Source organism: Cupriavidus sp. HPC(L) (assembly GCF_000307735.3).
GTDB lineage: Bacteria > Pseudomonadota > Gammaproteobacteria > Burkholderiales > Burkholderiaceae > Cupriavidus.
This window is the reverse complement of sequence record NZ_AMPR02000146.1, coordinates 1-24,726: the sequence shown is the minus strand read 5'-3', so window position 1 is coordinate 24,726 and position 24,726 is coordinate 1. Positions and strand designations below refer to the sequence as shown.

Sequence of the window (24,726 nt, the reverse complement as noted above, 5' to 3'; positions counted from 1 at the left end):
CCCCGCGCAGGCGGGGGCCCAGTGTCTTCAAGCTGCAGCGATGCAAAGCAGTGCAGCTGCGTGCGTCTTCACGCGGCCCGCGCCGGCAGCGGCGGCAGGCCGAAGTCCTCGGGAAAGCCGTCGAGCGCCGACAGCACCGGATACGGCGTCATGCCGCCCATCGCGCAAAGCGAGCCGTGCAGCATCGTGTCGCACAGGTCGCGCACCAGCCGCACCTGCTGCGTGCGCCGGGCGGGATCGGGCTGGGCCATCAGCCTGTCGATGACCTCGACGCCGCGGGTCGAGCCGATCCGGCACGGCGTGCACTTGCCGCAGGACTCGACCGCGCAGAATTCCATCGCATAGCGCGCCTGCCGCGCCATGTCGACGGTGTCGTCGAAGGCAACGATGCCGCCGTGGCCGACCACGCCGCCGAACGCGGCATAGGCCTCGTAGTCGAGCGGTACGTCCCAGCGCGCTTCGTTCAGATAGGCGCCAAGCGGACCGCCGACCTGTACCGCGCGCAATGGCCGGCCGCTGCGCGCGCCGCCGCCGTAGTCGTACAGCAGCTCGCGCAGCGTGACGCCGAACGCCTTCTCGACCAGGCCGCCGCGCGCGATATTGCCGGCCAGCTGGAACGGCAGCGTGCCGCGCGAGCGGCCCATGCCGAAGTCGCGATAATGCTGCGCGCCCTCAGCAAGAATTACCGGCACGGTCGCCAGCGAGATCACGTTGTTGATGATGGTGGGACGGCCGAACAGGCCATGGATCGCCGGCAGCGGCGGCTTGGCGCGCACCATGCCGCGGCGCCCTTCCATGCTTTCGAGCAGCGCGGTTTCCTCGCCGCAGACATAGGCGCCCGCGCCCTTGCGCACCTCCAGCGCAAAACGGCGGCCGCTGCCGTCGATATCGTCGCCCAGCCAGCCCGCCGAGGTGACGATGGCGATCGCACGTTCGAGCACCGCGATCGCGTGCGGATATTCCGAGCGCACGTAGACGTAGCCCTGTTCCGCACCGACCGCAAGCCCGGCAATCGTCATGCCCTCGATCAGCATGAACGGATCGCCCTCCATCACCATGCGGTCGGAGAACGTGCCCGAGTCGCCTTCGTCGGCATTGCAGACCACGTATTTGACGTCGCTGTCCGCCTTCAGCACCGTGTTCCACTTGATGCCGGTCGGAAAGGCCGCGCCGCCGCGGCCGCGCAGGCCCGACTCGGTGACCTCGTGCACGATATCGGCGCCGCCCATCGCCAGCGCACGCGTCAGGCCGCGATAGCCGCCGTGCGCCAGATAGTCGTCGAGCGACAGCGGATCGGTGATGCCCATGCGGGCGAACGTCAGCCGCTCCTGCTCGCGCAGGAACGGAATCGATTCGGTCATGCCGTGACACAACGGATGGTTGCCGCCGCGCAGCAGGCCGGCATCGAACAGCGCGGGCACGTCGGCGGCGCTGACCGGCCCGTAGGCGATTCGTCCGGCCGGCGTCTGTACCTCGACCAGCGGTTCGAGCCAGAACATCCCGCGCGAGCCGTTGCGCACGATACGTACAGCGTCGCCGCGTGCCGCGGCTTCGCTGGCGATCGCGCGCGCCACCGCTTCGGCGCCCATGGCCAGCGCGGTGGAATCGCGCGGGACGAACACCGTCATGGGTGCGGCGGCCATTGGATTGCGTGTCGCGCTCATCGGCTCACCTCGTTGTGGGACATGGGGGCGGTCCCGTCTTGCAGCACATCGCCATCCCTGACGTCGTCGTGCCGCGCATCGCGCTGCCGCAGCGCGGTCAGCAAGGCGTCGAGCCGCGCCGGTGTCACGCCGCCATGCAGTTCGGTGCCGGCCATCAGCGCCGGTCCCACCGCGCACTGGCCCAGGCAATAGACCGGCTCGAGCGTGATGGCGCCATCGGCACTGGTCTGGTGCCAGCCGCAGCCGAGTTCGCGCTGCGCGTGCTCGGCCAGCGCATCGGCGCCGACCGCCTGGCAGGCCTCGGCGCGGCACAGCTGCAGCACGTGCCGTCCCGCGGGCCGGTCGCGGAAATGGTGGTAGAAGCTGATCACGCCGTGGACTTCGGCGCGGGACAGGTTCAGCGCCTGCGCGATCGCGGGCACCGCATCCGGGGGGACGAAGCCGAGGGCGTCCTGGACGTCGTGCAGGATCGGCAGCAAGGCGCCGGGCTGGTGCTGGCGGGCGCGCAGGATCGCCGCGATGCGATCGGCGGCCTCGGCATCCGGCGCCTTCATAGCCGCGCCTTCGGATGCCGCGCCTTCCATATAGGCTATTTTTTGCATATTGTAGGGACTCCACCCCGGCCGCCTCGCGCGCCCATCGACGCCCAATTCCCGGGTTTTTTTGCCATGCCGGGACTATAGGCAGCGCGCACACGAGCGGCAATATGCTATTTTTCGCCTATGTTGAGAATCGCCATCCAGCCGCACCTGCAGGTGCGCGACGACAGCAACCGGGCCGCGCCACTCGATGTCTCGCGGCTGGTGACGCTGCTTGCCCAGATCGAACGCACCGGCAGCATCCGCCAATCGTGCGAGGCGATCGGGCTGTCGTACCGCTATGCCTGGGGTCTGCTCGAAGATGCGCAGTCGCTGTTCGGCGGCCCGTTGATCGACAAGCGCCGCGGCCGCGGCAGCATGCTGACGCCGCTGTCGCAGCAACTGGTCTGGGCCAGCAAGCGCATCGGCGCACGGCTGTCGCCGACGCTGGAGAGCCTCGCATCGGAACTGGAGATCGAACTGAAGAAGGTGCTCGACGCCTCGGTCAGCGCGCTGCGGCTGCATGCCAGCCACGGCTTCGCGGTCGCCGCGCTGCGCGACTTTCTCGACGAGCACAAGGTCCGCCATGACCTGAAGTACTGCGGCAGCCTGGAAGCGGTGGCCGCGCTGGCCGCCGGCGACTGCGATATCGCGGGCTTTCATGTGCCGATCGGCGAGTTCGAGGCCGAGACGTTCGAGCGCTTCGCGCACTGGCTGCATCCCGAGCGGCATTGCCTGATCCATCTGGCGGTGCGCACGCAGGGGCTGTTCGTCGCACGCGGCAATCCGAAGGCAATCACGCGGCTGGATGACCTGCTGCGGCCGGACGTGCGCTTCGTCAACCGCCAGGTCGGTTCGGGCACCCGCCTGCTGCTCGACCTGATCCTGCGTGCACGAGGCATCGACCCTGCGCGGATCGAAGGCTACAGCAACGGCGAATTCACCCATGCCGCGGTCGCGGCGTATATCGGCAGCGGCATGGCCGACGTCGGCTTCGGCGTCGAAACGGCGGCGCGCCGCTTCGGACTCGACTTCGTGCCGGTGCTCAAGGAACGCTATTTCTTCGCGATCGAACGCGAACGGCTGCGCAGTCCGATGCTGGCCGATGCGGTGGCCGCGCTGACCAGCGGCGGCTTTCGCGAACGGGTCGATGCGCTGCCCGGCTACGACGCGACGCTGACCGGCACCGTGCTGACGCTGCCGCAGGCCTTTCCCGGGCTGCAGCGTCCGCGCTAGCGATCGAGCCGGCGGTCAAGCCAGCGCCCGACCCAGCGCTCAACCCAGCGAACCGTAGACCTGCGGCACCCACATCTCGTCGGGCACCGGCTGGCGTGCGTAGTCCTGGCTGCGCTGGCGCTCGGGCAGCACGATTTCCGGCTGCTCGATCTCGCGATAGGGAATCAGCGTCAGCAGATGGTGGATGCAGTTCAGCCGCGCGACCTTCTTGTCGTCGGCATGCACGACCCACCAGCGCGCCTCGGGGATATGCGTGCGCGCCAGCATGATTTCCTTGGCCTTGGTATAGGCCTCCCAGCGGCGGCGCGATTCGAGGTCCATCGGGCTGAGCTTCCACTGCTTCAGCGGATCGTGGATGCGCGACAGGAAGCGCAGCTCCTGTTCCTCGTCCGAAATCGAGAACCAGTACTTGATCAGCCGGATGCCCGAGCGCACCAGCATCTTCTCGAACTCGGGCACGGAGCGGAAGAACTCCTCGTACTGGTCGTCGGTGCAGAAGCCCATCACGCGCTCGACGCCCGCGCGGTTGTACCAGCTGCGATCGAACAGCACGATCTCGCCGGCCGCCGGCAGATGCGAGACATAGCGCTGGAAGTACCACTGCGTGCGCTCGCGGTCGTTCGGCGCGGGCAGCGCGGCAACGCGGCACACGCGCGGATTGAGCCGCTGCGTGATGCGCTTGATCACGCCACCCTTGCCGGCGGCATCGCGACCCTCGAACACGATGACGATCTTCTGGCCGGTGGCGACCACCCAGCTCTGCAGCTTGACCAGCTCGCCCTGCAGGCGGAACAGCTCGCTGAAATAGTGCCGGCGCGATTCCCGGTCGACCGCGCCGCCGGGCAGCGAGTCCGAGTTCAGCAGCGCCTGCGCGTCGCCGTCCTCGAGCGCGAGCTCGAATTCCTCATCGTAGTGGTCCGCCACCTCGCGGTGGATGCGGCGTACCAGTTCTTCTTCGCTCGGGGTCATCTCACGCTCCTTCACGCTGCTACACGCTTCACGACGCTGCGCCAACACGCCAGCCGGACCTCGCCCGTGGCCGGGCGGCTCGCCAGCGTAGCTTGCCGGTATGTCAGTGCCGTGAAATCACCGGATCAAAGCGCGGCCCGAGACGACATCACGGCGTTCCACAAGCGTAGACCAGAAAGTCGCGCAGCAGCTGCGCCGGCTCGCTCAGCGGCTCGTCGCGGCGCCAGATCAGGCCGACCTCCATGTCGGGCACGGCGTCGGCCAGCGGCCTGGCCTCGATCTCCTTGCCTTCCAGCGACCACGGCCGGAACACCATGTCCGACAGCACCGTGACGCCGAAGCCGTGCGCCACCAGCCCGCGCAGCGCCTCCATCGACGTGGTGCGGAACGCGATGTCGGGCGACAGCCGTTTGCCCTTCCAGTAGCGCAGCGTCGAGGTCTCGCCCTCGTCGACGGTCAGCAGGATGTACGGGTGGGCGGCCACCTCCTTCAGCGTCGGCGCGCCGCCCTGCATCAGCGGATGGCCCGGCGCGGCCCACAGCTGCCGGCGCGAGCGGATCAGCGTGCGGTGCGCGAAGCGCTGCGGGCGCGCGACGTTCGACAGCAGCACCACGCCGAGCTCGATCTCGCCGGACAAGACCGCCTCCTCGATCTCGACACGGTCGAGGTCGCGCAGGTCGAAGACGATGTCCGGATAGTGCGAGCGAAAGCGCGCCAGCAAGGCCGGCAGCAGATAGCCCAGCACCGTGTAAGAGGCGGCGAACGACACCGTTCCCTGCTGGCTGGGGCCCTGCAGAGACGGTTCGCGCAGCATGTCCTCGACCGAATCGAGAATGCCCGCGACCCGCTGCAGCAGCCGGTGCCCTTCGGCGGTCAGCGCAACACCGTGCGGCAGCCGGTCGAACAGCCGCACGGCCAGGCGCTGCTCCAACGCCAGCACCGCATTGGTGATGGCGGACTGCGACACGTGCTCGCGCGTGGCCGCCATCGAGAACTGGCCGGTCTCGGCGGCCGCCTGGAAATAACGCAGCTGCCGCAGCGTGATGTCGCGGGCCAGCGGCGCCGGACGCGTCTTGGCGTCGCGCGAGGCACCGCCGGTCACGGCGGTCGGAAGCGAGGGAGAAGGCGGTCGGGCAGCCATGCGATTACCAAATATCAGCGCTCTGAATTTGTGATTTTACGATAGCGAGGTGCTTTCCTACACTCGTCCGGCGAACAGAACGCGCATGCCGAGCGCGCACAGCAAAAACGCATATCGAACGATACCGCCCGACGTGGGCGGCCGATATCGCCATCAGCCGGAGACACCCCCATGAACAGCCCGCTCTCGCCCGCGCAGCAACAGGCCCTCGCCGACGCGCTGGCCAACGTCAGCCTCGACGACAAGTACACCGTGGAGAAAGGCCGCGTCTATCTGAGCGGCACCCAGGCGCTGGTGCGCCTGCCGATGCTGCAGAAGGCGCGCGACCGCGCCGCCGGGCTCAATACCGCCGGCTATGTGTCCGGTTACCGCGGCTCGCCGCTGGGCGGGCTCGACCAGGCGCTGTGGCAGGCCAAGACCCATCTGGCGGGCAGCGACGTGGTGTTCCAGCCCGGGCTGAACGAAGACCTGGCGGCCACCGCGGTCTGGGGCACGCAGCAGGTCAACCTGTTCCCCGGTGCGCAGCGCGACGGCGTGTTTTCGATGTGGTACGGTAAGGGCCCGGGCGTCGACCGCTCGATCGATGTGCTCAAGCACGCCAACTCCGCCGGCTCCGCGCCCCATGGCGGCGTGCTGCTGCTGGCCGGCGACGACCACGCCGCCAAGTCCTCGTCGGTCGCACACCAGTCCGAGCACGTACTGATCGCCGCCGGCATTCCGGTGCTGTACCCGTCCACCGTGCAGGAATACCTCGACTACGGCCTGCACGGTTGGGCGATGAGCCGCTATTCGGGGCTGTGGGTGGCGATGAAGTGCGTCACCGACGTGGTCGAGTCGAGTGCCTCGGTCGACATCGATCCGGACCGCGTCCAGGTCGTGCTGCCGCAGGACTTCACGATGCCCGAGGGCGGGCTCAATATCCGCTGGCCCGATCCGCCGCTGGCGCAGGAGGCACGGCTGCTGGACCACAAGTGGTACGCGGCGCTGGCCTATGTGCGCGCCAACAGGCTGAACCGCGTGGTCGTCGATTCGCCGCGGGCGCGCTTCGGCATCATGACCGCCGGCAAGGCCTATCTCGATGTGCGGCAGGCGCTGGCCGACCTGGGCCTGGACGACGATACCTGCACGCGTATCGGCATCCGCGTGATGAAGGTCGGCTGCGTGTGGCCGCTCGACGCGCAGGACGCGCGCGAGTTCGCCACCGGCCTCGACGAGATCCTGGTGGTCGAGGAAAAGCGGCAGATCCTCGAATACGCGTTGAAGGAAGAGCTGTACAACTGGCGCGACGACGTGCGCCCGCGCGTGTTCGGCAAGTTCGACGAACGCGACAACGAGGGCGGCGAATGGTCGGTGCCGCGCGGCAGCTGGCTTTTGCCCGCGCACTACGAACTGTCGCCGGCGATCATCGCCAAGGCGATCGCGCGCCGGCTCGACAAGGCCGATCTGCCCGACGACGTGCGCGCGCGCATCGCCGCGCGCGTCGCGCTGATCGAGGCCAAGGAACGCGACGCGGCCCGTCCGCGGCTGTCGGTCGAGCGCAAGCCGTGGTTCTGCTCGGGCTGCCCGCACAACACGTCGACGCGCGTGCCCGAGGGCTCGCGCGCGCTGGCCGGCATCGGCTGCCACTACATGGCGATGTGGATGGACCGCAATACCGACACCTTCAGCCAGATGGGCGGCGAAGGCGTGGCGTGGACCGGCCAGATGCACTTCACCGATGAAAAGCACGTGTTCGTCAATCTGGGCGACGGCACCTACTTCCATTCGGGCCTGCTGGCGATCCGCGCGGCGATCGCGGCGAAGGCCAATATCACCTACAAGGTGCTGTTCAACGACGCGGTGGCGATGACCGGCGGCCAGCCGGTCGACGGCGTGCTGACCGTGCCGCGCATCGCGCATCAGGTGCTGGCCGAAGGCGCGCGCGAGATCGTCGTCGTCACCGACGAACCCGACAAGTACGCCGGCGGCGGCGGGCTGCCAGTCGGCATCGCCGTGCATCACCGCGACCAGCTCGACGACGTGCAGCGGCACCTGCGCGACACGCCGGGCGTCACCGTGCTGATCTACGACCAGACCTGCGCGACCGAGAAGCGCCGCCGGCGCAAGCGCGGCGACTATCCCGATCCGGCGCGGCGCGCCTTCATCCACGACGCGGTCTGCGAAGGCTGCGGCGACTGCTCGGTGCAGTCGAACTGCCTGTCGGTCGAACCGCTGGAAACCGAGCTCGGCACCAAGCGCAAGATCAACCAGTCGTCGTGCAACAAGGACTTCTCGTGCCTGAACGGCTTCTGTCCGAGCTTCGTGACGGCCGAGGGTGCGCAGGTGCGCAAGCCCGCGGCCGCCGGAACGCCGGGTGGAAAATCGGACGCGATCGATCTGGACGCCCTGCCCTTGCCGACGCTGCCGGCGCTGGAACGGGCCTACGGCATCGTCGTGACCGGCGTCGGCGGCACCGGCGTGGTGACGGTCGGCGGCATCCTCGGCATGGCCGCGCATCTCGAAGGCAAGGGCGTCACGGTGCTCGACATGGCAGGCCTCGCGCAGAAGGGCGGCGCGGTGCTCAGCCACGTGCAGATCGCCGCGACGCCGCAAGCGCTGCATGCCACGCGCGTCGCCACCGGCGAGGCGCGGCTGGTGATCGGTTGCGATGCGATCGTGTCGGCCTCGGCCGAGGTGCTGTCCAAGGTCCGGCGCGACGTGACCGCCGCGGCCATCAACAGCGCACGCACGCCGACCGCCGAGCTGATCACCAACCCGAAATGGCGCTTTCCCGGCGCGTCGGCCGAGCAGGACCTGCGCGACAACGTCGGCGAGGCGTGCGCCTTCCTCGATGCGAACGCATGGGCCGTCAGGCTGCTGGGCGACGCGATCTTTGCCAACCCGCTGCTGCTGGGCTTCGCGTGGCAGCGCGGCTGGGTGCCGCTGTCGCTGGCGGCGCTGACGCGCGCGATCACGCTGAACGGCGTCGCGGTGCAGAAGAACCTGCTGGCGTTTGCCTGGGGCCGTGCGCTGGCGCATCGCGGCGAGACGGCGGTACGCGCGGCGCTCGATGGCATGAGTCCGGCTTCACGCCCGAATGGGGCCGCATCGACACAGGTGCTGCCGCTCCCGCAGACGCTTGACCGCCTGATCCAGGACCGCGCCGCGCTGCTGCGCGCCTACCAGAACGACGCCTATGCCGCGCGCTATCTGGCCGCCGTCGACAAGATACGGCAGGCGGAGCTGGCGCTCGGCGCCGACCGCAAGCTGCCGCTGACCGAGGCGGTCGCGCGCAACCTGGCCAAGCTGATGGCCTACAAGGACGAATACGAGGTCGCGCGGCTGTACGCCGATCCAGCCTTCCTCGACAAGCTGCGCGCGCAGTTCGACGGCGAGCCCGGCCGCGACTACCAGCTGAACTTCTGGCTGGCGCCGCCGCTGCTGTCCGGCGAGACGCGCAACGGATGGCCGCTCAAGCGCCCCACCAAGCGCCGCTTCGGCCCGCGCACGATGACGCTGTTCCGGCTGCTCGCCAAGCTGAAAGGACTGCGCGGCACGCCGCTCGATCCGTTCGGCCGCACGGCGGAACGCCGGGAGGAACGGCGGCTGGTGGACGAGTATCTGGCGATGGTCGAAGAGTTCGCGCGCAGCCTGGATGCCGAGCGTTTCGACACCGCCCTGGCCCTTGCCAACCTGCCCGACGATATCCGTGGCTTCGGGCCGGTCAAGGAAGCGAGCATGCGCAAGGCGGCCGAGCGCCGCGCCGAGCTGATGGCGCGTTATCGCGGTGGCGTTGTTGCCGACGGCCAGCGCGTGGCGGCCTGATGCGGATGCCCTGAGGCCCAGGATGGTCGTTCCCGCGAACGCGGGAACCCAGCGTCTTTCAACGCCACTGGGTCCCCGCCTTCGCGGGGACGACCGTGTTTGTCGGCGATGGGAAGCGGCCTGTTACGCCGCGCGCCGCGGCTAGCCGAACTGCGCCCGCAGATCGTCGAACGACAGCAGCCGCCCCGCAATCGCGCTGGCCGCCACCGTCGGCGGGCTTGCCAGCCACACCTGCCCCGGCCCCGAGCGGCCGGGGAAATTGCGATTGATCGAGCTGACGGTGACCTGCTCGGCCGCCGTCGACGAACCCGGCCCGCAGTTCGCGCAGGCGCCGCAGGAAGGCTGCAGGATCGTCGCGCCGACCGCGTCGAATGCCTCCAGATAGCCCTGCGCGATGCAGTAGTCGCGCACCGCCGTCGTGCCGAACTGCAGGTACAGCGTGACGCCGGCAGGCACCCGCAGCCCGCGCTCGGCGGCCCAGCGCAGGACCGCATGATAGTGGTCGAAGTCCTCGCGCTTGCCGGCCGTGCACGAGCCGCCGTAGGCGATGTCGATCCGTACCGGCTCGTTCAGATCGGACAGCGCCAGGCCGTTGCCGGGATCGCCTGGCCGCGCCACCATCGGCGCCAGGCCGCTGCAATCGACGTGGATCGTCGCGGCATAGTCGGCGCCTGCGTCGCTGTGCATCCACGGCTCGACCGTGAAATCGATGCCGCGCCGGTCCCTCAGGAAGCGCACCGTCTCCGCGTCGGGCGCGACGATGCCGGTGAAGCCGCCGAGCTCGGCGCACATATTGGTCAGCGTCGCGCGTTCGTCGGTCGACAGCGCCGACACCACCGGACCGGTGAACTCGAATACCTTGCCAACGCCCGTGCCGCCACGGATCGCCGGCAAGGCCAGCAGATGCAGCACCACGTCCTTGGCCGTCACGCCGGCCGGCAACGCACCGTCCAGCACGATCCGCAACGACGCGGGCAACGTCATGCGCACCGCGCCGGTCACGAAGGCGTTGGCCATGTCGGTCGTGCCGACGCCGAACGCCACGCAGCCGAGCGCGCCGCTGTGCGGCGTGTGCGAGTCGGTACCGACCACCAGCTGCCCCGGCAGCGCGTAATGCTCGGCCATCATCGCGTGCGAGATGCCGGCGACATTGCTGCCGTCGTCGCGCAGCGCCTCGTCCTCGGTCAACGTCCGATGGACGCGCAGCGCGTAGTCCGCGACGAAACGCCGCTGGGCGTCGCGCATCTGCACGACGTTCCGCACCAGGCCGCCGCGCAGATGGGCCGGACTTTGCTCGACATACGAGGTGTGGTCCTCGAACACGACGACGCGCTCGGGCGCGTGCAAGGCCAGCGGCCGGCCCAGCGCGGCATGCAGCATATGGGCGGCCATGCCGGTGTAGTACTCGTGGATGAAGCGCCAATCGGCGCGCACGAAGATGCCGTCGCCCGGTGCGGGATCGGCCGGCGTGACTTCGGTCGCGATCGCATGGCGGGCGACGATCTTCTCGAACAGCGTGCGCGGCCGATCCGCGGCCGGCTGCGTGCGCTGCACCGCTGGCGCCCCGTCTCCGGCGAGGCCGCGCAGATGTCGCTGGCCGAAGCGCAGCAGGCCGCCCTCGCGCAGGATCTGCGCCGCCAGTGCATCGCGGCCGGCCAGCAGTTCCTCGAGGGGAATCGCCTCGCCCGCCAGCAGCCGGGGAATCAGGCCGAAGTCGGTCGACGTCAGCAGGCCGATATTGTCGGCGTTCTGCCGGTAGATCCGCTCGAAGCTGCGGGCAATCACCAGCCGGATGCCGGCCAGTTTCTCGGCCGCCGGGCTGTGCTCGCGCGACGAGCCCTTGCCGTAGCGGTTGCCGGCGACGGTCACGGCAAAACCGCCCTGCCGGATCGCATCGGCGCCGATCGGCTGGGCACCGCCCGCGCGGAAGCCGGTATAGGGATAGCGCCCGAGCTGGTCGTCGAAATGGGTCAGGATCGGTACCGGCGTGATCTCGTCGGTCGAGACATCGTCGCGCAGCGCGCCGGCCTGCTCCAGCGTTAGCGCCTCGCCGCGCAACTGCCGTTCGATGGTCCGCGGGCAATCGGCAAGAAACAGAATGCGGCCATCGATCTGCAGGCGGTCCATCGGGGTCTTCTCCGGTCTTGTTGGTAAGCACCAGCACAGTACGTAGTGCCGAAAATCACCGAATCTACGCGCGGCGCCGTGCGACGGCCAAGCGCCGATGCGGCATCGGGGCTATCTGCGGCAGAGATATCCGGGTAAACCTGCGGTCGGTCCTGCGTCCATGGCTTGCACGGTCGGTCGACCTTGTCCCACGCGGCCGTTTTGCGGGACACTTGCGCCGGCCGTCCGATACGAAGCCCCGCTTCCATACACCGCCCATGCACCGCATCGATCCCGTCAGCATCCAGCTCTTTCTCGCCGCCGCGCGGGAAGGCTCCATCAAGCGTGCCGCGGAAACCGAACACATCGCGCAATCGGCGCTGAGCCGCCGGATCGCCGACCTCGAGCGCAGCCTGGGCGTGACGCTGCTGGTGCGCTCGCCGACCGGCGTGGCGCTGACCGAGGCCGGCGTGCGTGCACTCGAACTGGGCCGCAAGCTGAACGAGGACATCGCCGCGTTCGCCCGCGAGGTGCAGGACCTGGGCGACCAGGTGGCCGGCACCGTGCGGCTGTCGGCCAGCCCCTCGTCGATCGTCGGCTTCCTGCCCGAGCGGCTGCACGCCTTCCGCGCGAGCCATCCGCACGTCGATATCGCGTTGCACGAGCGCTCCACCAGCGAGACGCTGCGCGCCTGCCTCGACGATCATGCCGACGTCGGCGTGGGCGTGGCGATCGACGGTGCGCGTGGGCTGGAATCGTGGCACTTCGCGCAGGACCCGCTGATGGTGCTGCTGCCGGCCGGCCATGTGCTGGCGGGGCGCACGGGACTGCGCTACGCCGATGTCCTGCAGTATCCGCTGGTGATCGTGCAGCAAGGCGGCGCGCTCGATACCGAGCTGCGCGATCGCGCCGCCGAAGCGGGCCTGCCGATGCGGCAAAGCGTGGCGGTGTCGAGCTTCGAGGCCGCCTGCCGGATGGTCGAGGCGGGGCTGGGCCTGGCCGTGATCCCGCGCAGCGCGACCACGGCCTACGCCGGTACGCGCGGGTTCGTGCGCGTGCCGCTGGACGAGCCGTGGCAGCAACGCGAACTGCGCGTCTACGCGCCGCGCAAGACGCCGCGGCTGCGGGCGGTGGAAGCGCTGATCGCGGCGTTGCGGGCCGAGCCGCCGGCGGGGCCGTCCGAGAGCGGCTGAGGTCCGCGGCCGGCGAAACCGATGACGTTCAGTGGACCGATATCGCGGAACGCGATACCGGGTCCGACGCAACAGCATTTCTTTCCCGCAGGCTGACCGCTCTAGACTGGCGCGCAGAGGAACCGTCGACAGGTTCCCGCCAAGCGACAACGGAGACAGCATGCCCCCCATCCTTTGCACCGTCGGCCGCCTGCGCCGTGCCCTTCGCCCCCTTCGCCGCGCCGCTGCGCTGACGGTTGCCCTGACTTCTGCACTGACAGTTGCCGCTGCCTTCGCGGTCCCGCCCGCGGCCCACGCGCAATCGGCCGACGGCAAGCCGCTGCGGCTGATCGTGCCGACCCAGCCGGGCTCGCAGGCCGACGCGGTGGCGCGTGCGCTCAGCGAATCGATGGGCCGCCAGGTCGGCCATCCGATCGTGATCGAGAACATCGCCGGCGCCGGCGGCATCCCGGGCACGCAGCAGATCGTGCGCGCGCCCAAGGACGGGCTGACGCTGGGCCTGGTGTCGTCGAACCACGTGATCAATCCCGCGATCTACCGCGCGATGCCGTTCGACTCGCTGCGCGACATCACGCCGATCACGGTGATCGGCACGCTGCCGCTGGTGCTGGTGGTCAATCCCTCGGTGCCGGCCAGCAACGTGCAGGAACTGATCGCGCTGCTCAAGAGCAAGCCCGACCAGCTGAACTACGGCTCCTCGGGCAACGGCACCGTGCTGCATCTGGCCGCCGAACTGTTCGCCAGCGAGGCCAGGGTCCAGGTCCGCCACGTGCCGTACAAGGGCGCCGGCAACTACACCACCGACCTGCTCAGCGGCCAGGTGCAGATGGGTTTCCTGACGGTGCCGGCCGTGCTGCCGCAATTGAAGGCCGGCAAGCTGAAGGCCATCGCGGTCTCGACGCCGAAACGCATCCCGATGCTGCCCGACGTGCCGTCGCTGGCCGAGTCCGGCTTGCCGCGCTACAGCTTCGACGCCTGGCTGGCGATCGTCGGCCCGGCCGGATTGGGCAAGGACAAGGCCGCCGATCTGCAGACGAAGATCAAGGCCGCGCTCGATGAAAAGCCGGTGCAGCAGACTCTGGCCGCGCAGGGCCTGGTGATCGTCGGCAGCACGCCGGAACAGGCCGCGCCGTTCTTCCAGAGCGAGCTGGACAAGCACGCGCGCATCGTCAAGCAGTCGGGCGCGAGCCTGAACTGACCCGAGGATGTCCCCGCGAAGGCGGGGACCCAGTGGCTTTCGAAGACGCTGGATTCCCGCTTTCGCGGGAAAGACAGCAGGGTCATCGAAGGCGGCCAAAAAAACAAGGCCCTCCAGTTGGAGGGCCTTGTTTCGTCGAAGGACAGTCGCGCTGTCGTCGATCAGCCAGCGAAGTTCTTGCTGACGAAGTCCCAGTTCACGACGTTCCAGAAGGCCTCGACGAACTTCGGACGGGCGTTGCGGTAGTCGATGTAGTAGGCGTGTTCCCACACGTCGCAGGTCAGCAGCGGCTTGGCGTCGGTGGTCAGCGGGGTGGCGGCGTTCGAGGTCGACACCAGGTCCAGCGAACCGTCGGCCTTCTTGACCAGCCAGGCCCAGCCCGAACCGAAGGTACCGACCGCGGTCTTGGTGAACTCTTCCTTGAACTTGTCGAACGAGCCCCACTTGGCGTTGATCGCGTCGGCCAGCGCACCGGTCGGTTGACCGCCGCCTTGCGGCTTCAGGCAGTTCCAGAAGAAGGTGTGGTTCCACACCTGGGCGGCGTTGTTGAAGATGCCGCCGGAGGACTTCTTGACGATCTCTTCGAGGGTCGCGTTCTCGAATTCCGTACCCTTGATCAGATTGTTCAGATTGGTGACGTACGTCTGATGATGCTTGTCGTGATGGAACTCCAAGGTCTCCTTGGACATATGCGGGGCCAGCGCATCATGAGGGTACGGCAGCGGGGGGAGAGTATGTTCCATTGTTCTGTCTCTGTGGGTTGTGGGACGGGAGACACCGATTGTAGGTGACTTGCCATAGTGGCGCAAACCAGCGGCAAAGCCCCTTCAGGGCGCGGCAGTATGCGGCCGCGGGCCCATCGACAGGTCCCATCGAGAGCCCTCGAGAGCCCTACAGATCGAGCAGTTTGGCCTGCACGCTGGCGATGCCGACATCGGCCACGCCCTCGGCCAGATGGACCTCGACGCGGCCGCCGGCGCGCAGCTCGGACGGGGCCCGCAGCGCCTTGCCGCGCGGATCGAGCAGCACCGCATAACCGCGCTCGAGCGTGCGCTGCGGCGCCAGCAGTTCCAATGCGCCGGCGGCGCGATGCAGGCGCTGCGCCGCGCGTTCCTGCTGACGCTCGCTGGCGGCCTGCATGCGGACCACCAGCCGGGCGAGTTCCGCTTGCCCTGCGCTGGCATCGGGACGTTGCGCGCGCCAGCGCATCGACCACAGCTGCAGCCGATGGCGTCGCGCCACCAGGTTGTCGCGCCATGCCGCTCGCAGATGCCGCGCGAGATTGTCGAGCTGTCCGCGCCGCTCCTGCAATTGCGCCTGCGGGCTGCGCACGCGCCGCGCCAGCCAGTCCAGATGTTGGGCGCGCCGCTCCAGCTGACGGCGCATGCATTGGCCGAGCGCATCGCGCGCCCGCGCCGCCTGCGCCAGCAGATGCGCACGATCCGGGCTGACCAGTTCCGCCGCGCCGGTCGGCGTCGGTGCCCGCACATCGGCAACGAAGTCGGCGATGGTGAAGTCCGTCTCGTGGCCGACGCCGCAGACCACCGGCAGCGTGCAGCGGGCGACCGCATGGGCGACCACCTCCTCGTTGAACGACCACAGGTCCTCGATGCTGCCGCCGCCGCGGCACAGGATCACCACGTCGCACTCGGCGCGCGCGCTGACCGTGTCGAGCATCGCCGCGATCTTGTCGGCGGCGCCCGCGCCCTGCACCGGCACCGGATAGACCAGCACCTGGATATGCGGCGCGCGCCGGCGCAGCGTCGTCAGCACGTCGCGCAGCGCGGCGGCCTGCAGCGACGTGACCACGCCGATCGTGTGCGGATGGGACGGAATCGGACGCTTGCGTGCGGGATCGAACAGACCATCGCGCGCGAGCTTGTCCTTCAGCCGCAGAAAGGCCTCGTACAGATTGCCGACGCCCGCGCGCCGCATCGCTTCGACATTGAGCTGCAACTCGCCGCGCGCCTCGTACATCGACACCAGCGCGCGCACTTCGACGGCCTCGCCTTCACGCACCGGAAAGTCGACATGCTGGTTTCGTCCGCGAAACATCACGCAGCGGATCTGCGCACGCGCATCCTTCAGCGAGAAATACCAGTGTCCGCTCGAGGCCCGCGTCAGGTTGGAAATTTCTCCACGCACCCAGGCCAGCGGAAAGTTGCGTTCGAGTACCGATGCGATCGCATGGTTCAGTTCGCCGACCGGGATCACTTCGCGGCCGCCGGGTGCCGTCCGGGTGACTGGCGAAGGCGGAAACGAGAATGGTTCAGACATGGCAAATCGCCTCCGAAGCGGCGTCAGATGGACATGTCCACAGCATAACCGCTCTGTCAAGCCCTTCGCTGTAGGGTGCCTGAAACGGCCCGCGCTCCGAGGGGCTTGACACAAGCCATTGATTCTTAATGACTTTCCACGACATCACTTTTTAAGCAATGTAAGAATTTCTCTTACGCGTCAATCACTTACCATTTGTCCACACCAGCTTGTTCACAAAGTTATCCACAGGAACTCTGGACAACTACAGGGCGGTAACACCGACTGTGCGGACCCACACGGAGCTTGGTGGACGAAACGTCGCTCGCGCACCGATATGCAAACCACGTGAAGGATAAAGCGACGCCGCTCGCGGCTCCCGACATTGCCACTTTTTTAGGCAGCCCGAAGAATTACCTTACCGATCAAGCCCTTGCCCCGCTTCTCCCGGGCTTATCCACAGGCGCTCCACAACGCTGTCCCGCTGGGATGTGGAAAGAGGTCGACTTTTGGATTTCCGTTGCCGATCGTCGACGCGGCGGGCCTTTTTGGCATGGTTGCACAATTTTTAAGCAAGCCCGCGTAATCCCATACGGATCAATGACTTGGCGCGCTTGTCAGGCGCCTGTCCACACTTGTTCCACAATCCTGTCCCGCTGCCGTGTGGAAAGCCACGAGGCGCAATGGCGGCGGTGGGCCGTTACCGTGTCGCCCGACCGCCCTGCCGGGCTTGCCGGCTCGTCTGCCCATTTTTTAAGCAGGGCGGTGGACGCCCTTTACGATCAAGGACTTAGCGCGCCTGTCCGCCCGCTTTCCACAATCGATCCACAGCGCTGTCCCTGCCGGGTGTGGACATGTCTGAAAGTGGATCGCACCAGCCCTGTCGGCTTGCCCCGCCGGGGACCGCGCGTTAGAGTGGCGCCTGTTTTTTTACGCCGGCCTGCCGCAGTCCCTTCCCTTCGCGCCGGCGACTCGGGGTGTCCTTGTGTTTTCCATCATTGAAGCGGCCGGTTGGCCGATCTGGCCGTTGCTGCTGGCCTCGGTCATTGCGCTGGCCTTGATCGTCGAACGTTCGCTGAGCCTGAAGCGCAGCAAGGTGCTGCCGGCCAAGCTGTACGACCAGGCGCTGACCGTCGCGCGGCAACGGCGCGCGACGCCGGACGTAGTCGACTCGCTCGAACGCGATTCGCCGCTGGGCCGCGTGCTGGCCGCCGGACTGCGGCACGTGATCGCCCAGCCGGACACGTCGCGCGACGCGGCCAAGGATGCGGTCGAGGAAGCCGGCCGCGCGGTCGCGCACGAGCTCGAGCGCTATCTGAACGCGCTGGGGACGATCGCGTCGGTCGCGCCGCTGATGGGCCTGCTCGGCACCGTGATTGGCATGATCGAGATCTTCGGCAGCCAGGGCGGCACCGGCGCCAATCCCGAACAACTGGCGCACGGCATCTCGGTGGCGCTGTACAACACCGCCTTCGGCCTGATGGTCGCGATCCCGGCGCTGATCTTCTGGCGCTATTTCCGCCGGCGCGTCGACGACTATGTGGCCGAGCTGGAATCGCGCGCGGCCGCGTTCCTCGATGCGATCCTGCCGCAGCGGCGCGCTTGAGGCGGATGCAGGCCATGCGATTCCGTACCCGTGCCAGGCGCGACGAGCCCGAGATCAACCTGATCCCGCTGATCGACGTGCTGCTGGTGATCCTGATCTTCCTGATGATCACGACCACCTATTCGCGCTACACCGAGCTGCGCATCCAGCTGCCGACCGCCGAGGCGGAAACGGCCCAGCAGCGGCCGCGCGAGATCGTGGTGTCGGTGTCGGCCAATGGCGAATACGCGCTCGACAAGGAGCGCATCGGCGTGCGCGATGTCGCCGGCCTGGCCGAGCGGCTGCGCGCGCTGGCCGGCACCGCGGCGGCGCAGGCGCCGGTGCTGATCGTCAGCGCCGATGCCCAGGCCAGCCACCAGTCGGTGGTCAACGTGATGGAGGCCGCGCGGGTTGCCGGGCTGTCGCGGCTGACGTTCGCGACGCAGAGCGGCGGGACGCGGTAGGCGCCTGCCCCGACGAACGCCGGTCAGGTCCGGTTGCGTTCTCCCTTTCTTCCTCAGGGGGAGAGGGTCGGGGAGAGGGGGTGGTTTCAAGCAGCGGTGGCATCGCAAGTGCCGCTTGCCCTCTCCCCCAACCCCTGTCCCGCAAGCGGGACAGGGGGGCACTACCATGCCGCCCCACCGCGACACGATAGACTCTGGCGAAAATCGCTCTCCTTCTACCCATGCCCGCTGCCCGTCATCTGCTGTCCGACTTCGTTACCCGCCAGTGGCAACGCCGCGGCTGGTTTGCCTGGCTGATGCTGCCGTTCGCCGGCCTGTTCGGTGCGATCAGCGCCATGCGGCGGCTGGCGTATCGGCGCGGCTGGTTCAAGTCGACGCGGCTGCCGATGCCGGTGGTGGTGGTCGGCAACGTGACCGTCGGCGGCACCGGCAAGACGCCGGCAGTGATCGCGCTGGCCGATGCGCTGTGCGAGGCGGGGTTGCGTCCCGGCGTGGTGTCGCGCGGCTATGGCGTCAAGCTGGAGCGGCCGCGCCGCGTCAAGGCGACCTCGAAGGCGGAGGACGTCGGCGACGAACCGCTGCTGATCGCGCGCTCGACCGACGTGCCGGTCTGGGTCTTTCCCGACCGCGTCGCCTGCGCACAGGCGATGCTGGTCTCGCATCCGGGCATCAATGTGCTGTTGCTCGACGATGGCCTGCAGCACTACCGGCTGCAGCGCGACTTCGAAATCGTGATGTTCGACGGCCGCATGGGCGGCAACGGCTGGCTGCTGCCGGCCGGCCCGCTGCGCGAGCCGCTGTCGCGCCGCCGCGATGCCACGCTGATCAACGATCCGTATTTCCGCGCGACGCCGGACCGGCCCGAGGTCTACGGCATGCGGCTCGAGCTCGAGCAGGCCTGGCAGCTCGCCGATCCGACCATGGTGCGGCCGCTGTCGGCCTTCGCGGAACGGCGCGTGCTGGCCGCGGCCGGCATCGGCAACCCCGAACGCTTCTTCGCCAGCCTGCGCGGCGCGGGCCTGCAGCCCGATACGCTGCCGCTGCCGGACCATTACGACTTCGCCGAGGACCCGTTCGTCAACCATCCGGCCGCGCAGGCCGCCGAGGCGATCCTGATCACCGAGAAGGATGCCGTAAAATGCGACCGGCTTCGCGAGCCGCTCGACCCGCGCATCTGGGTCGTCCCCACCAGGCCCGTGATCGATCCGGGTCTGATCGATCGAATTCGCCGCACCGTCATTGCGCGCTGCCAGGCAGCGCCGACCGCGGCCACTGGCGCCGCCGCCGCGGCCAGCCACACCAAGGAACACCAAGATGGACAACCGGCTGCTTGAAATCCTGGTTTGCCCGCTGTGCAAGGGCAAGCTCGAATACGACCGCGCCGCGCAGGAACTGATCTGCCATGCCGACAAGCTGGCTTATCCGATTCGCGACGGCATTCCGGTGATGCTGGCCGACGAGGCCCGCCAGTCGGTACCGGGCCGCGCCATCGATCCGACCTGAGGCTTGGCTCGATGTCGCTGGCCGATTTCACCGTCGTCATTCCCGCGCGGCTCGCGTCGACGCGCCTGCCGAACAAGCCGCTGGCCGATATTGCCGGCAAGCCGATGATCGTGCGCGTCGCCGAGCGCGCCCACGCCTCGTCGGCGCGCCGCATCGTGGTCGCCACCGACGCGGACACCGTGCGCGCCGCCTGCGCCGAGCACGGCATCGAAGCGGTACTGACGCGCGCCGACCATGCCACCGGCACCGACCGGCTGGCCGAGGTCGCCACGCTGCTGTCGCTGGACGACGATGCGATCGTGGTCAATGTGCAAGGCGACGAACCACTGATCGCGCCGGCGCTGATCGACGCGGTGGCCGGGCATCTGGCCGCCCACCCCGACTGCGCGATCGCCACCGCCGCCCATCCGTTGCACGAGATCGGCGAGGTCTTCAATCCGAATGTGGTCAAGGTGGTCTGCGACAGCGCCGGCCGCGCGCTGTACTTCTCGCGCGCGCCGATTCCCTGGGCGCGCGATGCCTGGTCGGGCGTGCCGTCGGCCCCGGCCGCGAACGCGCAGGTGCCGCTGCCGGACATGCCGGTGCTGCGCCATATCGGCCTGTACGCCTATCGCGCCGGCTTCCTGCGCCGCTTTCCGGCGCTGCCCGTCGCGCCGCTCGAACAGACCGAGGCGCTCGAACAGCTGCGCGCGATGTGGCATGGCGAACGCATCGCGGTCCTGGCCACCGACGCCGCGCCGGCGCCCGGCGTCGATACCCCCGCCGATCTGGAGCGCGTGCGCGCGCTGTGGTCCGAGGCCTCCGCAGCCATCGGCGGCTGAGCGCAAACCGGCGCAATCCCGCACGGGGCGGGCCATTCGCCCGCTCCGGTTTACACACCGTTGACCGCCGCGGCAGGCCGATTCCCGGCTGCCTCGTGGCATAATGCACGCCAATAAAGAGCCGCTGTCGCCGTCAATGCGGGCGACGACGCAGGCTCGGTGGGGAGATGAAGAATGAGCCGTCCGGCTTGCGCCCATGCCAACCGCATGCGGACCGCGCCGGTCACCAGCCATGGCGGCGCCTGCGTGCCTGACCATCGCGCGGTAAGCCACACGTCAAGTTTCGGCGTTACCCTCCTTCCATTCCCCCGCCATACCGGATTCAAAACTCTGAGGACCCGTAAATGCGTTTGATCCTGTTGGGCGCCCCCGGCGCCGGCAAAGGCACGCAAGCCAAGTTCATCTGCGAGAAGTTCGGCATCCCGCAGATCTCCACAGGCGACATGCTGCGCGCCGCGGTCAAGGCCGGCACCCCGCTGGGCATCGAGGCGAAGAAGGTGATGGACGCGGGCGGTCTGGTCTCCGACGACATCATCATCGGCCTGGTCAAGGACCGCCTGAAGCAGGACGATTGCCGCAACGGCTATCTGTTCGACGGCTTTCCGCGCACGATCCCGCAAGCCGAGGCGATGAAGGAAGCCGGCGTGGCGATCGACTACGTGCTGGAAATCGACGTGCCGTTCGACGCGATCATCGAACGGATGAGCGGCCGCCGCGTGCATGCCGCCTCGGGCCGCACCTACCATCTGAAGTACAACCCGCCCAGGACCGCCGGCGTCGACGACGAAACCGGCGAGCCGCTGATCCAGCGCGACGACGACAAGGAAGAGACCGTGCGCAAACGTCTCGATGTCTACGCGCAGCAAACCCGCCCGCTGGTCGACTACTACTCGGACTGGGCCGCCAACGGCGCGCCTGGCGCGAGCGTCGCGCCGCCGCAGTATCGCAAGATCAGCGGCGTCGGTTCGGTTGACGAGATCACGGCACGCGTGTTCGAGGCGCTGAAGTAAGCCGCCGAAGCCCTGCGCCGTGAAAGCGCGAAGGCGGCCGTTGGCCGCCTTTTTCATTGCCGTTGCGCGAGGTTAGCCGCCGTGCGCCGGCGTGCGCGGTGCGGCGGACGCCGGCACGCGATGGAAGGTCCCGTCATGCCAGGCGGTCTGCGCGCCATCGCCATGCAGATGATGGAAGATCGTCCGATAGGCGAGCTCGAAGCCGGCGTGTTTCAGCAGCGTGGTGGACATCTTCGACATGCCCAGTGCCTGCAGCAGGGCCGAGGCCTCGAGCCGGGCGGTCTTGCCGGCGTTCTTGTCGGCCGGATCGTCGATCAGCAGCCGTCGCGTCAGCATCGCGGCCTGCCAATGGCGATTGCCGGACAGCGCCGCGCTTTCGTGTCGCAAGGACTCGAGCTGCGCCAGGCTGCATTGCGACAGCGTGTCGGCGCACGCGCCACGCGCCGCGCCGCTGCGGACCGCGTGCGCCAGCTGTTCGCGCTCGCGCGTATCGGCACGGCTGCGCGCGAACCGCATCGCGATCCGGATCAACGTGAACAGGAACCAGGCGCCGCCGAGCACACCGCCGACCGCCACCAGCAGCGGCGCCGCCGGGGTCGCCAGTGCGGCCGTGCCAGCTAGCACCATCGTTGCCATGCCGGCGCCCGACATCAGCACGGTGCCGACGCCATAGGCGATACGGACAGTGGCCCAGCGCCCCAGCGCGCGGGCACGCTCGCGCCAGCGGCGCTGTCCGCCGGCGAACCAATGCAGCCCCTCGGTCGCGGCGGGCGATTGCAGCCGCCTGCGCCGTGCGGGATCGGCCGACAGCCGGCGCAGATTGTCGCGGATCGCCTCGTTGACCTCGCGCAGCGTTGCCTCATGCCGCCGGGCCTCTGCCAGTTCGCCGATGCCGCAACCGACGTGGGCCAGGCCAATCGCCGCGCCGAGGCCGAGCGACAGCATGCCGCCGGGAACCAGCCCGAGGTCCAGCGGGGCGTCCCATCCGGACACCGCGATCGGACTGGTTTCGTAGCCGGCGCGCAGCGCCTGCAGGCTGCTGTCTCGCAGGCAGGCAATGGCGCTGCCGCACAGCCGCCGCGTGGCCCGGCGATCGTTGCGCGCGACGGCGTCGTGGCCGAGAAGTTCGGCGCCATGCTGCCGCAGCATGGCGTCGCGTTGCCCGTCGATCAAGGCGAGTTCGCGGTCGATCACGCCCATGGCCGCCTTGCCCAGCGCAGCGGCGTCGCCGTTGCCGGTGGTCAGCGCCTGGCGGAACGTATCGGGAAGATACGCGGCGCCGTGCCGCGGCAGCCGGTGTGCGGCGAGGGCCGGTGCCGGCGTGCCATCGTGCCGGGCCGGGGTCGACAGGCAGGCGCTGATCCAATGCCGCGCCGCCTTCAGCGCGGTCTTGCGCCGCTCGACATGTTCCGGCAGGCGCGTTCGGGCCAGCGCGGCGACCGCGCGGCGGTAGCCCGGCTCCGAGGCGCGGAGCTGTTGCGCAGTCCGGACCTTGCCAGCGGCCGTCCTGACCAGGTCGACCACGCCAAGGACCGCGTCGCCCGCAGGCAGTACGTCGCTGGCCTGGACCAGGTCCGGAGAAATCGCGTCGGCCGCCTCGAACAGCGGCTCGGCCTCCTGCACGGCGGAAGACATCAGCGAGATGCCCGTCGTATCCAGCCGCAAGGTTGGCCGGCCCACGCGCAGATCGCGGATGAACTGCCGCACGGCGCCGAATGTTCCCTGCGGCTCGGCCAGATCAAGTTGGATGGCACCGGCGCCCGGCGTCGAGTGCGCCGCCTTCCGGGCGCAGTGCAGCCCGCGGTGGGGCCCTCGCTGGGGCCCGCAGTGGGGCTCGTAGTGGGGCCCACACTGGAGCCCAGTCTCGGCCCAATCCAGCGTTGGCGTCGATGGGCGGCTGCGCATCCAGCCAGCATGGAAATCGCTCACGGCGGGACTCCCGAGGTGTGACGTGAGCGCACTCTAGCCAGATGGGGTCCTGACATCTGGCGCGAATGGTTGCGGGCTTACGATTCTCGTGAGCGCTATCGGCGCGCCGCGCGGGCCTTTACAATACGGCGCGACGCTTGACGTTTACGTAAACGTTATATTCGCCGTTCGTTCTTCATCTTCAGGCGCCGGCCCGGTGTCGGCTGGCGCTGCCAATCCCCGAGGAGACAATCGATGCAGATCCGAGACAACGTATTCATCGTCACCGGCGGCGCCTCCGGCCTGGGCGCGGGCACGGCCCGCATGCTCGCCGAGCAGGGCGGCAAGGTCGTCATCGCCGACCTGAACGAGGCCGCCGGCACCGCGCTGGCCGGAGAACTGAGCGGCCGCTTCGTCCGCTGCGACGTCACCTCGGAAACCGATGGCCAGGCCGTCGTCGACGCCGCGGTGGGGCTGGGACGGCTGGCCGGGCTGATCAACTGCGCCGGCATCGCGACCGCCAACAAGACCGTCGGCAAGAACGGTCCGCACCCGCTGGACGCCTTCGAGAAGACCATCCGCATCAACCTGATCGGCACCTTCAACATGATCCGGCTGGCCGCCGCGGCGATGGTGCGGAACACCCCGGACGACGGCGGCGAGCGCGGCATCATCGTCAACACCGCCTCGGTCGCCGCCTTCGACGGCCAGATCGGCCAGGCCGCCTATGCCGCGTCGAAGGGCGGCGTGGTCGGCATGACGCTGGCGGTGGCACGCGACCTGTCGCGCGATGGCGTGCGCTGCATGACGATCGCCCCCGGCATCTTCGAGACGCCGATGCTGCTGGGCATGCCGCAGGAGGTGCAGGACGCGCTCGGCAAGATGGTGCCGTTCCCGCCGCGGCTGGGCCGCCCGGCGGAGTACGCGCAACTGGTGCAGGCGATCATCGGCAACACCATGCTCAACGGCGAGGTGATCCGGCTCGATGGCGCGATCCGGATGCAACCGAAGTAAGCCGGCACTCTCCGCGGAACGGCGGCGTGGCGGCCGTTGACGGCCGCCGAGGAACGCTGCTGCGAGGCCGATTGTGCTGTGCATGGCACGGCGATGGGCGGCAGTGACTACAATCGCTGTACCTCATAGGCCTCAAAGGGAGTGCAGCATGCCGCCACGTTCGCCGGTTCCGCCGTTCCTTTCCACCGCCGCCGTCAAGCGACCGCCACCGACGGCCATGCTGGCCGGCACGCTGGCCGCGCTGCTGCTGGCGGGCTGCGCTGCCCCGCAGGCCGG

Annotated in this window: 19 protein-coding genes; 11 read left to right on the top strand and 8 right to left on the bottom strand. The window is 68.7% G+C overall.

What is annotated here, in order from left to right:
- Positions 1 to 68: 68 nt before the first annotated feature.
- A complete protein-coding gene (locus B551_RS10465) occupies positions 69 to 1,664 on the bottom strand; it encodes an NADH-quinone oxidoreductase subunit NuoF (RefSeq protein ID WP_006576541.1) in 1,596 nt (531 codons plus the stop codon).
- A complete protein-coding gene (locus B551_RS10460) occupies positions 1,661 to 2,218 on the bottom strand; it encodes a formate dehydrogenase subunit gamma (protein ID WP_006576540.1) in 558 nt (185 codons plus the stop codon). The genes B551_RS10465 and B551_RS10460 overlap by 4 nt, the downstream gene beginning before the upstream one ends.
- A gap of 168 nt (positions 2,219 to 2,386) precedes the next feature.
- On the opposite strand from B551_RS10460, the gene B551_RS10455 reads away from it, so the two are divergent.
- Positions 2,387 to 3,478, top strand: coding sequence for a substrate-binding domain-containing protein (locus tag B551_RS10455; RefSeq protein ID WP_023264040.1), 1,092 nt, complete (start codon positions 2,387 to 2,389; stop codon positions 3,476 to 3,478).
- A 39-nt stretch (positions 3,479 to 3,517) separates the two neighbouring features.
- Here the strand turns inward: B551_RS10455 and ppk2 are convergent, their stop codons facing one another.
- Positions 3,518 to 4,447, bottom strand: coding sequence for a polyphosphate kinase 2 (ppk2, locus tag B551_RS10450; protein WP_006576539.1), 930 nt, complete (start codon positions 4,445 to 4,447; stop codon positions 3,518 to 3,520).
- Positions 4,448 to 4,595: 148 nt separating this feature from the next.
- On the bottom strand, positions 4,596 to 5,504 hold the full coding sequence (locus tag B551_RS10445; RefSeq protein WP_043438718.1) for a LysR substrate-binding domain-containing protein: 909 nt from the start codon (positions 5,502 to 5,504) through the stop codon (positions 4,596 to 4,598).
- A 255-nt stretch (positions 5,505 to 5,759) separates the two neighbouring features.
- On the opposite strand from B551_RS10445, the gene B551_RS10440 reads away from it, so the two are divergent.
- Positions 5,760 to 9,392 carry an indolepyruvate ferredoxin oxidoreductase family protein gene (locus B551_RS10440; RefSeq protein WP_023264039.1) on the top strand — a complete coding sequence of 1,211 codons (3,633 nt, stop codon included), beginning with the start codon at positions 5,760 to 5,762 and terminating at the stop codon, positions 9,390 to 9,392.
- A gap of 141 nt (positions 9,393 to 9,533) precedes the next feature.
- Here the strand turns inward: B551_RS10440 and B551_RS10435 are convergent, their stop codons facing one another.
- Positions 9,534 to 11,519: an aconitase family protein gene (locus B551_RS10435; protein ID WP_006576537.1), complete on the bottom strand. Its 1,986-nt coding sequence runs from the start codon at positions 11,517 to 11,519 to the stop codon at positions 9,534 to 9,536.
- A gap of 257 nt (positions 11,520 to 11,776) precedes the next feature.
- Here B551_RS10435 and B551_RS10430 point away from each other — a divergent pair, with 257 nt between their 5' ends.
- Together B551_RS10430 and B551_RS10425 are read left to right on the top strand one after the other, a co-directional pair.
- Positions 11,777 to 12,691: a LysR family transcriptional regulator gene (locus B551_RS10430; RefSeq protein ID WP_023264038.1), complete on the top strand. Its 915-nt coding sequence runs from the start codon at positions 11,777 to 11,779 to the stop codon at positions 12,689 to 12,691.
- 160 nt (positions 12,692 to 12,851) lie between these two features.
- Complete coding sequence (locus B551_RS10425) at positions 12,852 to 13,889, top strand: tripartite tricarboxylate transporter substrate binding protein (protein WP_023264037.1); 1,038 nt, start codon at positions 12,852 to 12,854, stop codon at positions 13,887 to 13,889.
- Between the two features lie 161 nt (positions 13,890 to 14,050).
- Here B551_RS10425 and B551_RS10420 read toward each other — a convergent pair whose 3' ends face one another.
- Together B551_RS10420 and xseA are read right to left on the bottom strand one after the other, a co-directional pair.
- The gene (locus B551_RS10420) at positions 14,051 to 14,632 is read right to left on the bottom strand and encodes a superoxide dismutase (RefSeq protein WP_006576536.1); all 582 of its coding nucleotides are present in this window, start codon (positions 14,630 to 14,632) and stop codon (positions 14,051 to 14,053) included.
- Between the two features lie 148 nt (positions 14,633 to 14,780).
- Positions 14,781 to 16,166: an exodeoxyribonuclease VII large subunit gene (xseA, locus tag B551_RS10415; protein ID WP_023264036.1), complete on the bottom strand. Its 1,386-nt coding sequence runs from the start codon at positions 16,164 to 16,166 to the stop codon at positions 14,781 to 14,783.
- Between the two features lie 964 nt (positions 16,167 to 17,130).
- On the opposite strand from xseA, the gene B551_RS10410 reads away from it, so the two are divergent.
- From B551_RS10410 to adk, 6 genes are all read left to right on the top strand, one after another.
- On the top strand, positions 17,131 to 17,751 hold the full coding sequence (locus B551_RS10410) for a MotA/TolQ/ExbB proton channel family protein (RefSeq protein ID WP_023264035.1): 621 nt from the start codon (positions 17,131 to 17,133) through the stop codon (positions 17,749 to 17,751).
- A 14-nt stretch (positions 17,752 to 17,765) separates the two neighbouring features.
- Positions 17,766 to 18,194 carry a biopolymer transporter ExbD gene (locus B551_RS10405; RefSeq protein WP_043438712.1) on the top strand — a complete coding sequence of 143 codons (429 nt, stop codon included), beginning with the start codon at positions 17,766 to 17,768 and terminating at the stop codon, positions 18,192 to 18,194.
- 221 nt (positions 18,195 to 18,415) lie between these two features.
- Positions 18,416 to 19,528 carry a tetraacyldisaccharide 4'-kinase gene (gene lpxK, locus B551_RS10400; protein ID WP_006579105.1) on the top strand — a complete coding sequence of 371 codons (1,113 nt, stop codon included), beginning with the start codon at positions 18,416 to 18,418 and terminating at the stop codon, positions 19,526 to 19,528.
- Complete coding sequence (locus B551_RS10395) at positions 19,509 to 19,697, top strand: Trm112 family protein (RefSeq protein ID WP_006579104.1); 189 nt, start codon at positions 19,509 to 19,511, stop codon at positions 19,695 to 19,697. Before lpxK ends, B551_RS10395 begins: the two co-directional genes overlap by 20 nt.
- Before the next feature lie 11 nt (positions 19,698 to 19,708).
- On the top strand, positions 19,709 to 20,518 hold the full coding sequence (kdsB, locus tag B551_RS10390; protein ID WP_006579103.1) for a 3-deoxy-manno-octulosonate cytidylyltransferase: 810 nt from the start codon (positions 19,709 to 19,711) through the stop codon (positions 20,516 to 20,518).
- Between the two features lie 344 nt (positions 20,519 to 20,862).
- On the top strand, positions 20,863 to 21,528 hold the full coding sequence (adk, locus tag B551_RS10385) for an adenylate kinase (protein WP_006579102.1): 666 nt from the start codon (positions 20,863 to 20,865) through the stop codon (positions 21,526 to 21,528).
- A gap of 72 nt (positions 21,529 to 21,600) precedes the next feature.
- Here the strand turns inward: adk and B551_RS10380 are convergent, their stop codons facing one another.
- Positions 21,601 to 23,235: a hypothetical protein gene (locus B551_RS10380; protein ID WP_023264033.1), complete on the bottom strand. Its 1,635-nt coding sequence runs from the start codon at positions 23,233 to 23,235 to the stop codon at positions 21,601 to 21,603.
- Positions 23,236 to 23,691: 456 nt separating this feature from the next.
- Here B551_RS10380 and B551_RS10375 point away from each other — a divergent pair, with 456 nt between their 5' ends.
- A complete protein-coding gene (locus B551_RS10375; protein WP_006579100.1) occupies positions 23,692 to 24,450 on the top strand; it encodes a 3-hydroxyacyl-CoA dehydrogenase in 759 nt (252 codons plus the stop codon).
- Positions 24,451 to 24,726: the final 276 nt, after the last annotated feature.

Excerpts from the sequence above, each read along its gene's own strand:
- B551_RS10465 (WP_006576541.1), bottom strand. The coding sequence starts at position 1,664 with ATGAGCGCGACACGCAATCCAATGGCCGCCGCACCCATGACGGTGTTC.
- B551_RS10460 (WP_006576540.1), bottom strand. The coding sequence starts at position 2,218 with ATGAAGGCGCCGGATGCCGAGGCCGCCGATCGCATCGCGGCGATCCTG.
- B551_RS10455 (WP_023264040.1), top strand. The coding sequence starts at position 2,387 with ATGTTGAGAATCGCCATCCAGCCGCACCTGCAGGTGCGCGACGACAGC.
- ppk2 (WP_006576539.1), bottom strand. The coding sequence starts at position 4,447 with ATGACCCCGAGCGAAGAAGAACTGGTACGCCGCATCCACCGCGAGGTG.
- B551_RS10440 (WP_023264039.1), top strand. The coding sequence starts at position 5,760 with ATGAACAGCCCGCTCTCGCCCGCGCAGCAACAGGCCCTCGCCGACGCG.
- B551_RS10435 (WP_006576537.1), bottom strand. The coding sequence starts at position 11,519 with ATGGACCGCCTGCAGATCGATGGCCGCATTCTGTTTCTTGCCGATTGC.
- B551_RS10430 (WP_023264038.1), top strand. The coding sequence starts at position 11,777 with ATGCACCGCATCGATCCCGTCAGCATCCAGCTCTTTCTCGCCGCCGCG.
- B551_RS10425 (WP_023264037.1), top strand. The coding sequence starts at position 12,852 with ATGCCCCCCATCCTTTGCACCGTCGGCCGCCTGCGCCGTGCCCTTCGC.
- B551_RS10420 (WP_006576536.1), bottom strand. The coding sequence starts at position 14,632 with ATGGAACATACTCTCCCCCCGCTGCCGTACCCTCATGATGCGCTGGCC.
- xseA (WP_023264036.1), bottom strand. The coding sequence starts at position 16,166 with ATGTCTGAACCATTCTCGTTTCCGCCTTCGCCAGTCACCCGGACGGCA.
- B551_RS10405 (WP_043438712.1), top strand. The coding sequence starts at position 17,766 with ATGCGATTCCGTACCCGTGCCAGGCGCGACGAGCCCGAGATCAACCTG.
- lpxK (WP_006579105.1), top strand. The coding sequence starts at position 18,416 with ATGCCCGCTGCCCGTCATCTGCTGTCCGACTTCGTTACCCGCCAGTGG.
- B551_RS10395 (WP_006579104.1), top strand. The coding sequence starts at position 19,509 with ATGGACAACCGGCTGCTTGAAATCCTGGTTTGCCCGCTGTGCAAGGGC.
- kdsB (WP_006579103.1), top strand. The coding sequence starts at position 19,709 with ATGTCGCTGGCCGATTTCACCGTCGTCATTCCCGCGCGGCTCGCGTCG.
- adk (WP_006579102.1), top strand. The coding sequence starts at position 20,863 with ATGCGTTTGATCCTGTTGGGCGCCCCCGGCGCCGGCAAAGGCACGCAA.
- B551_RS10375 (WP_006579100.1), top strand. The coding sequence starts at position 23,692 with ATGCAGATCCGAGACAACGTATTCATCGTCACCGGCGGCGCCTCCGGC.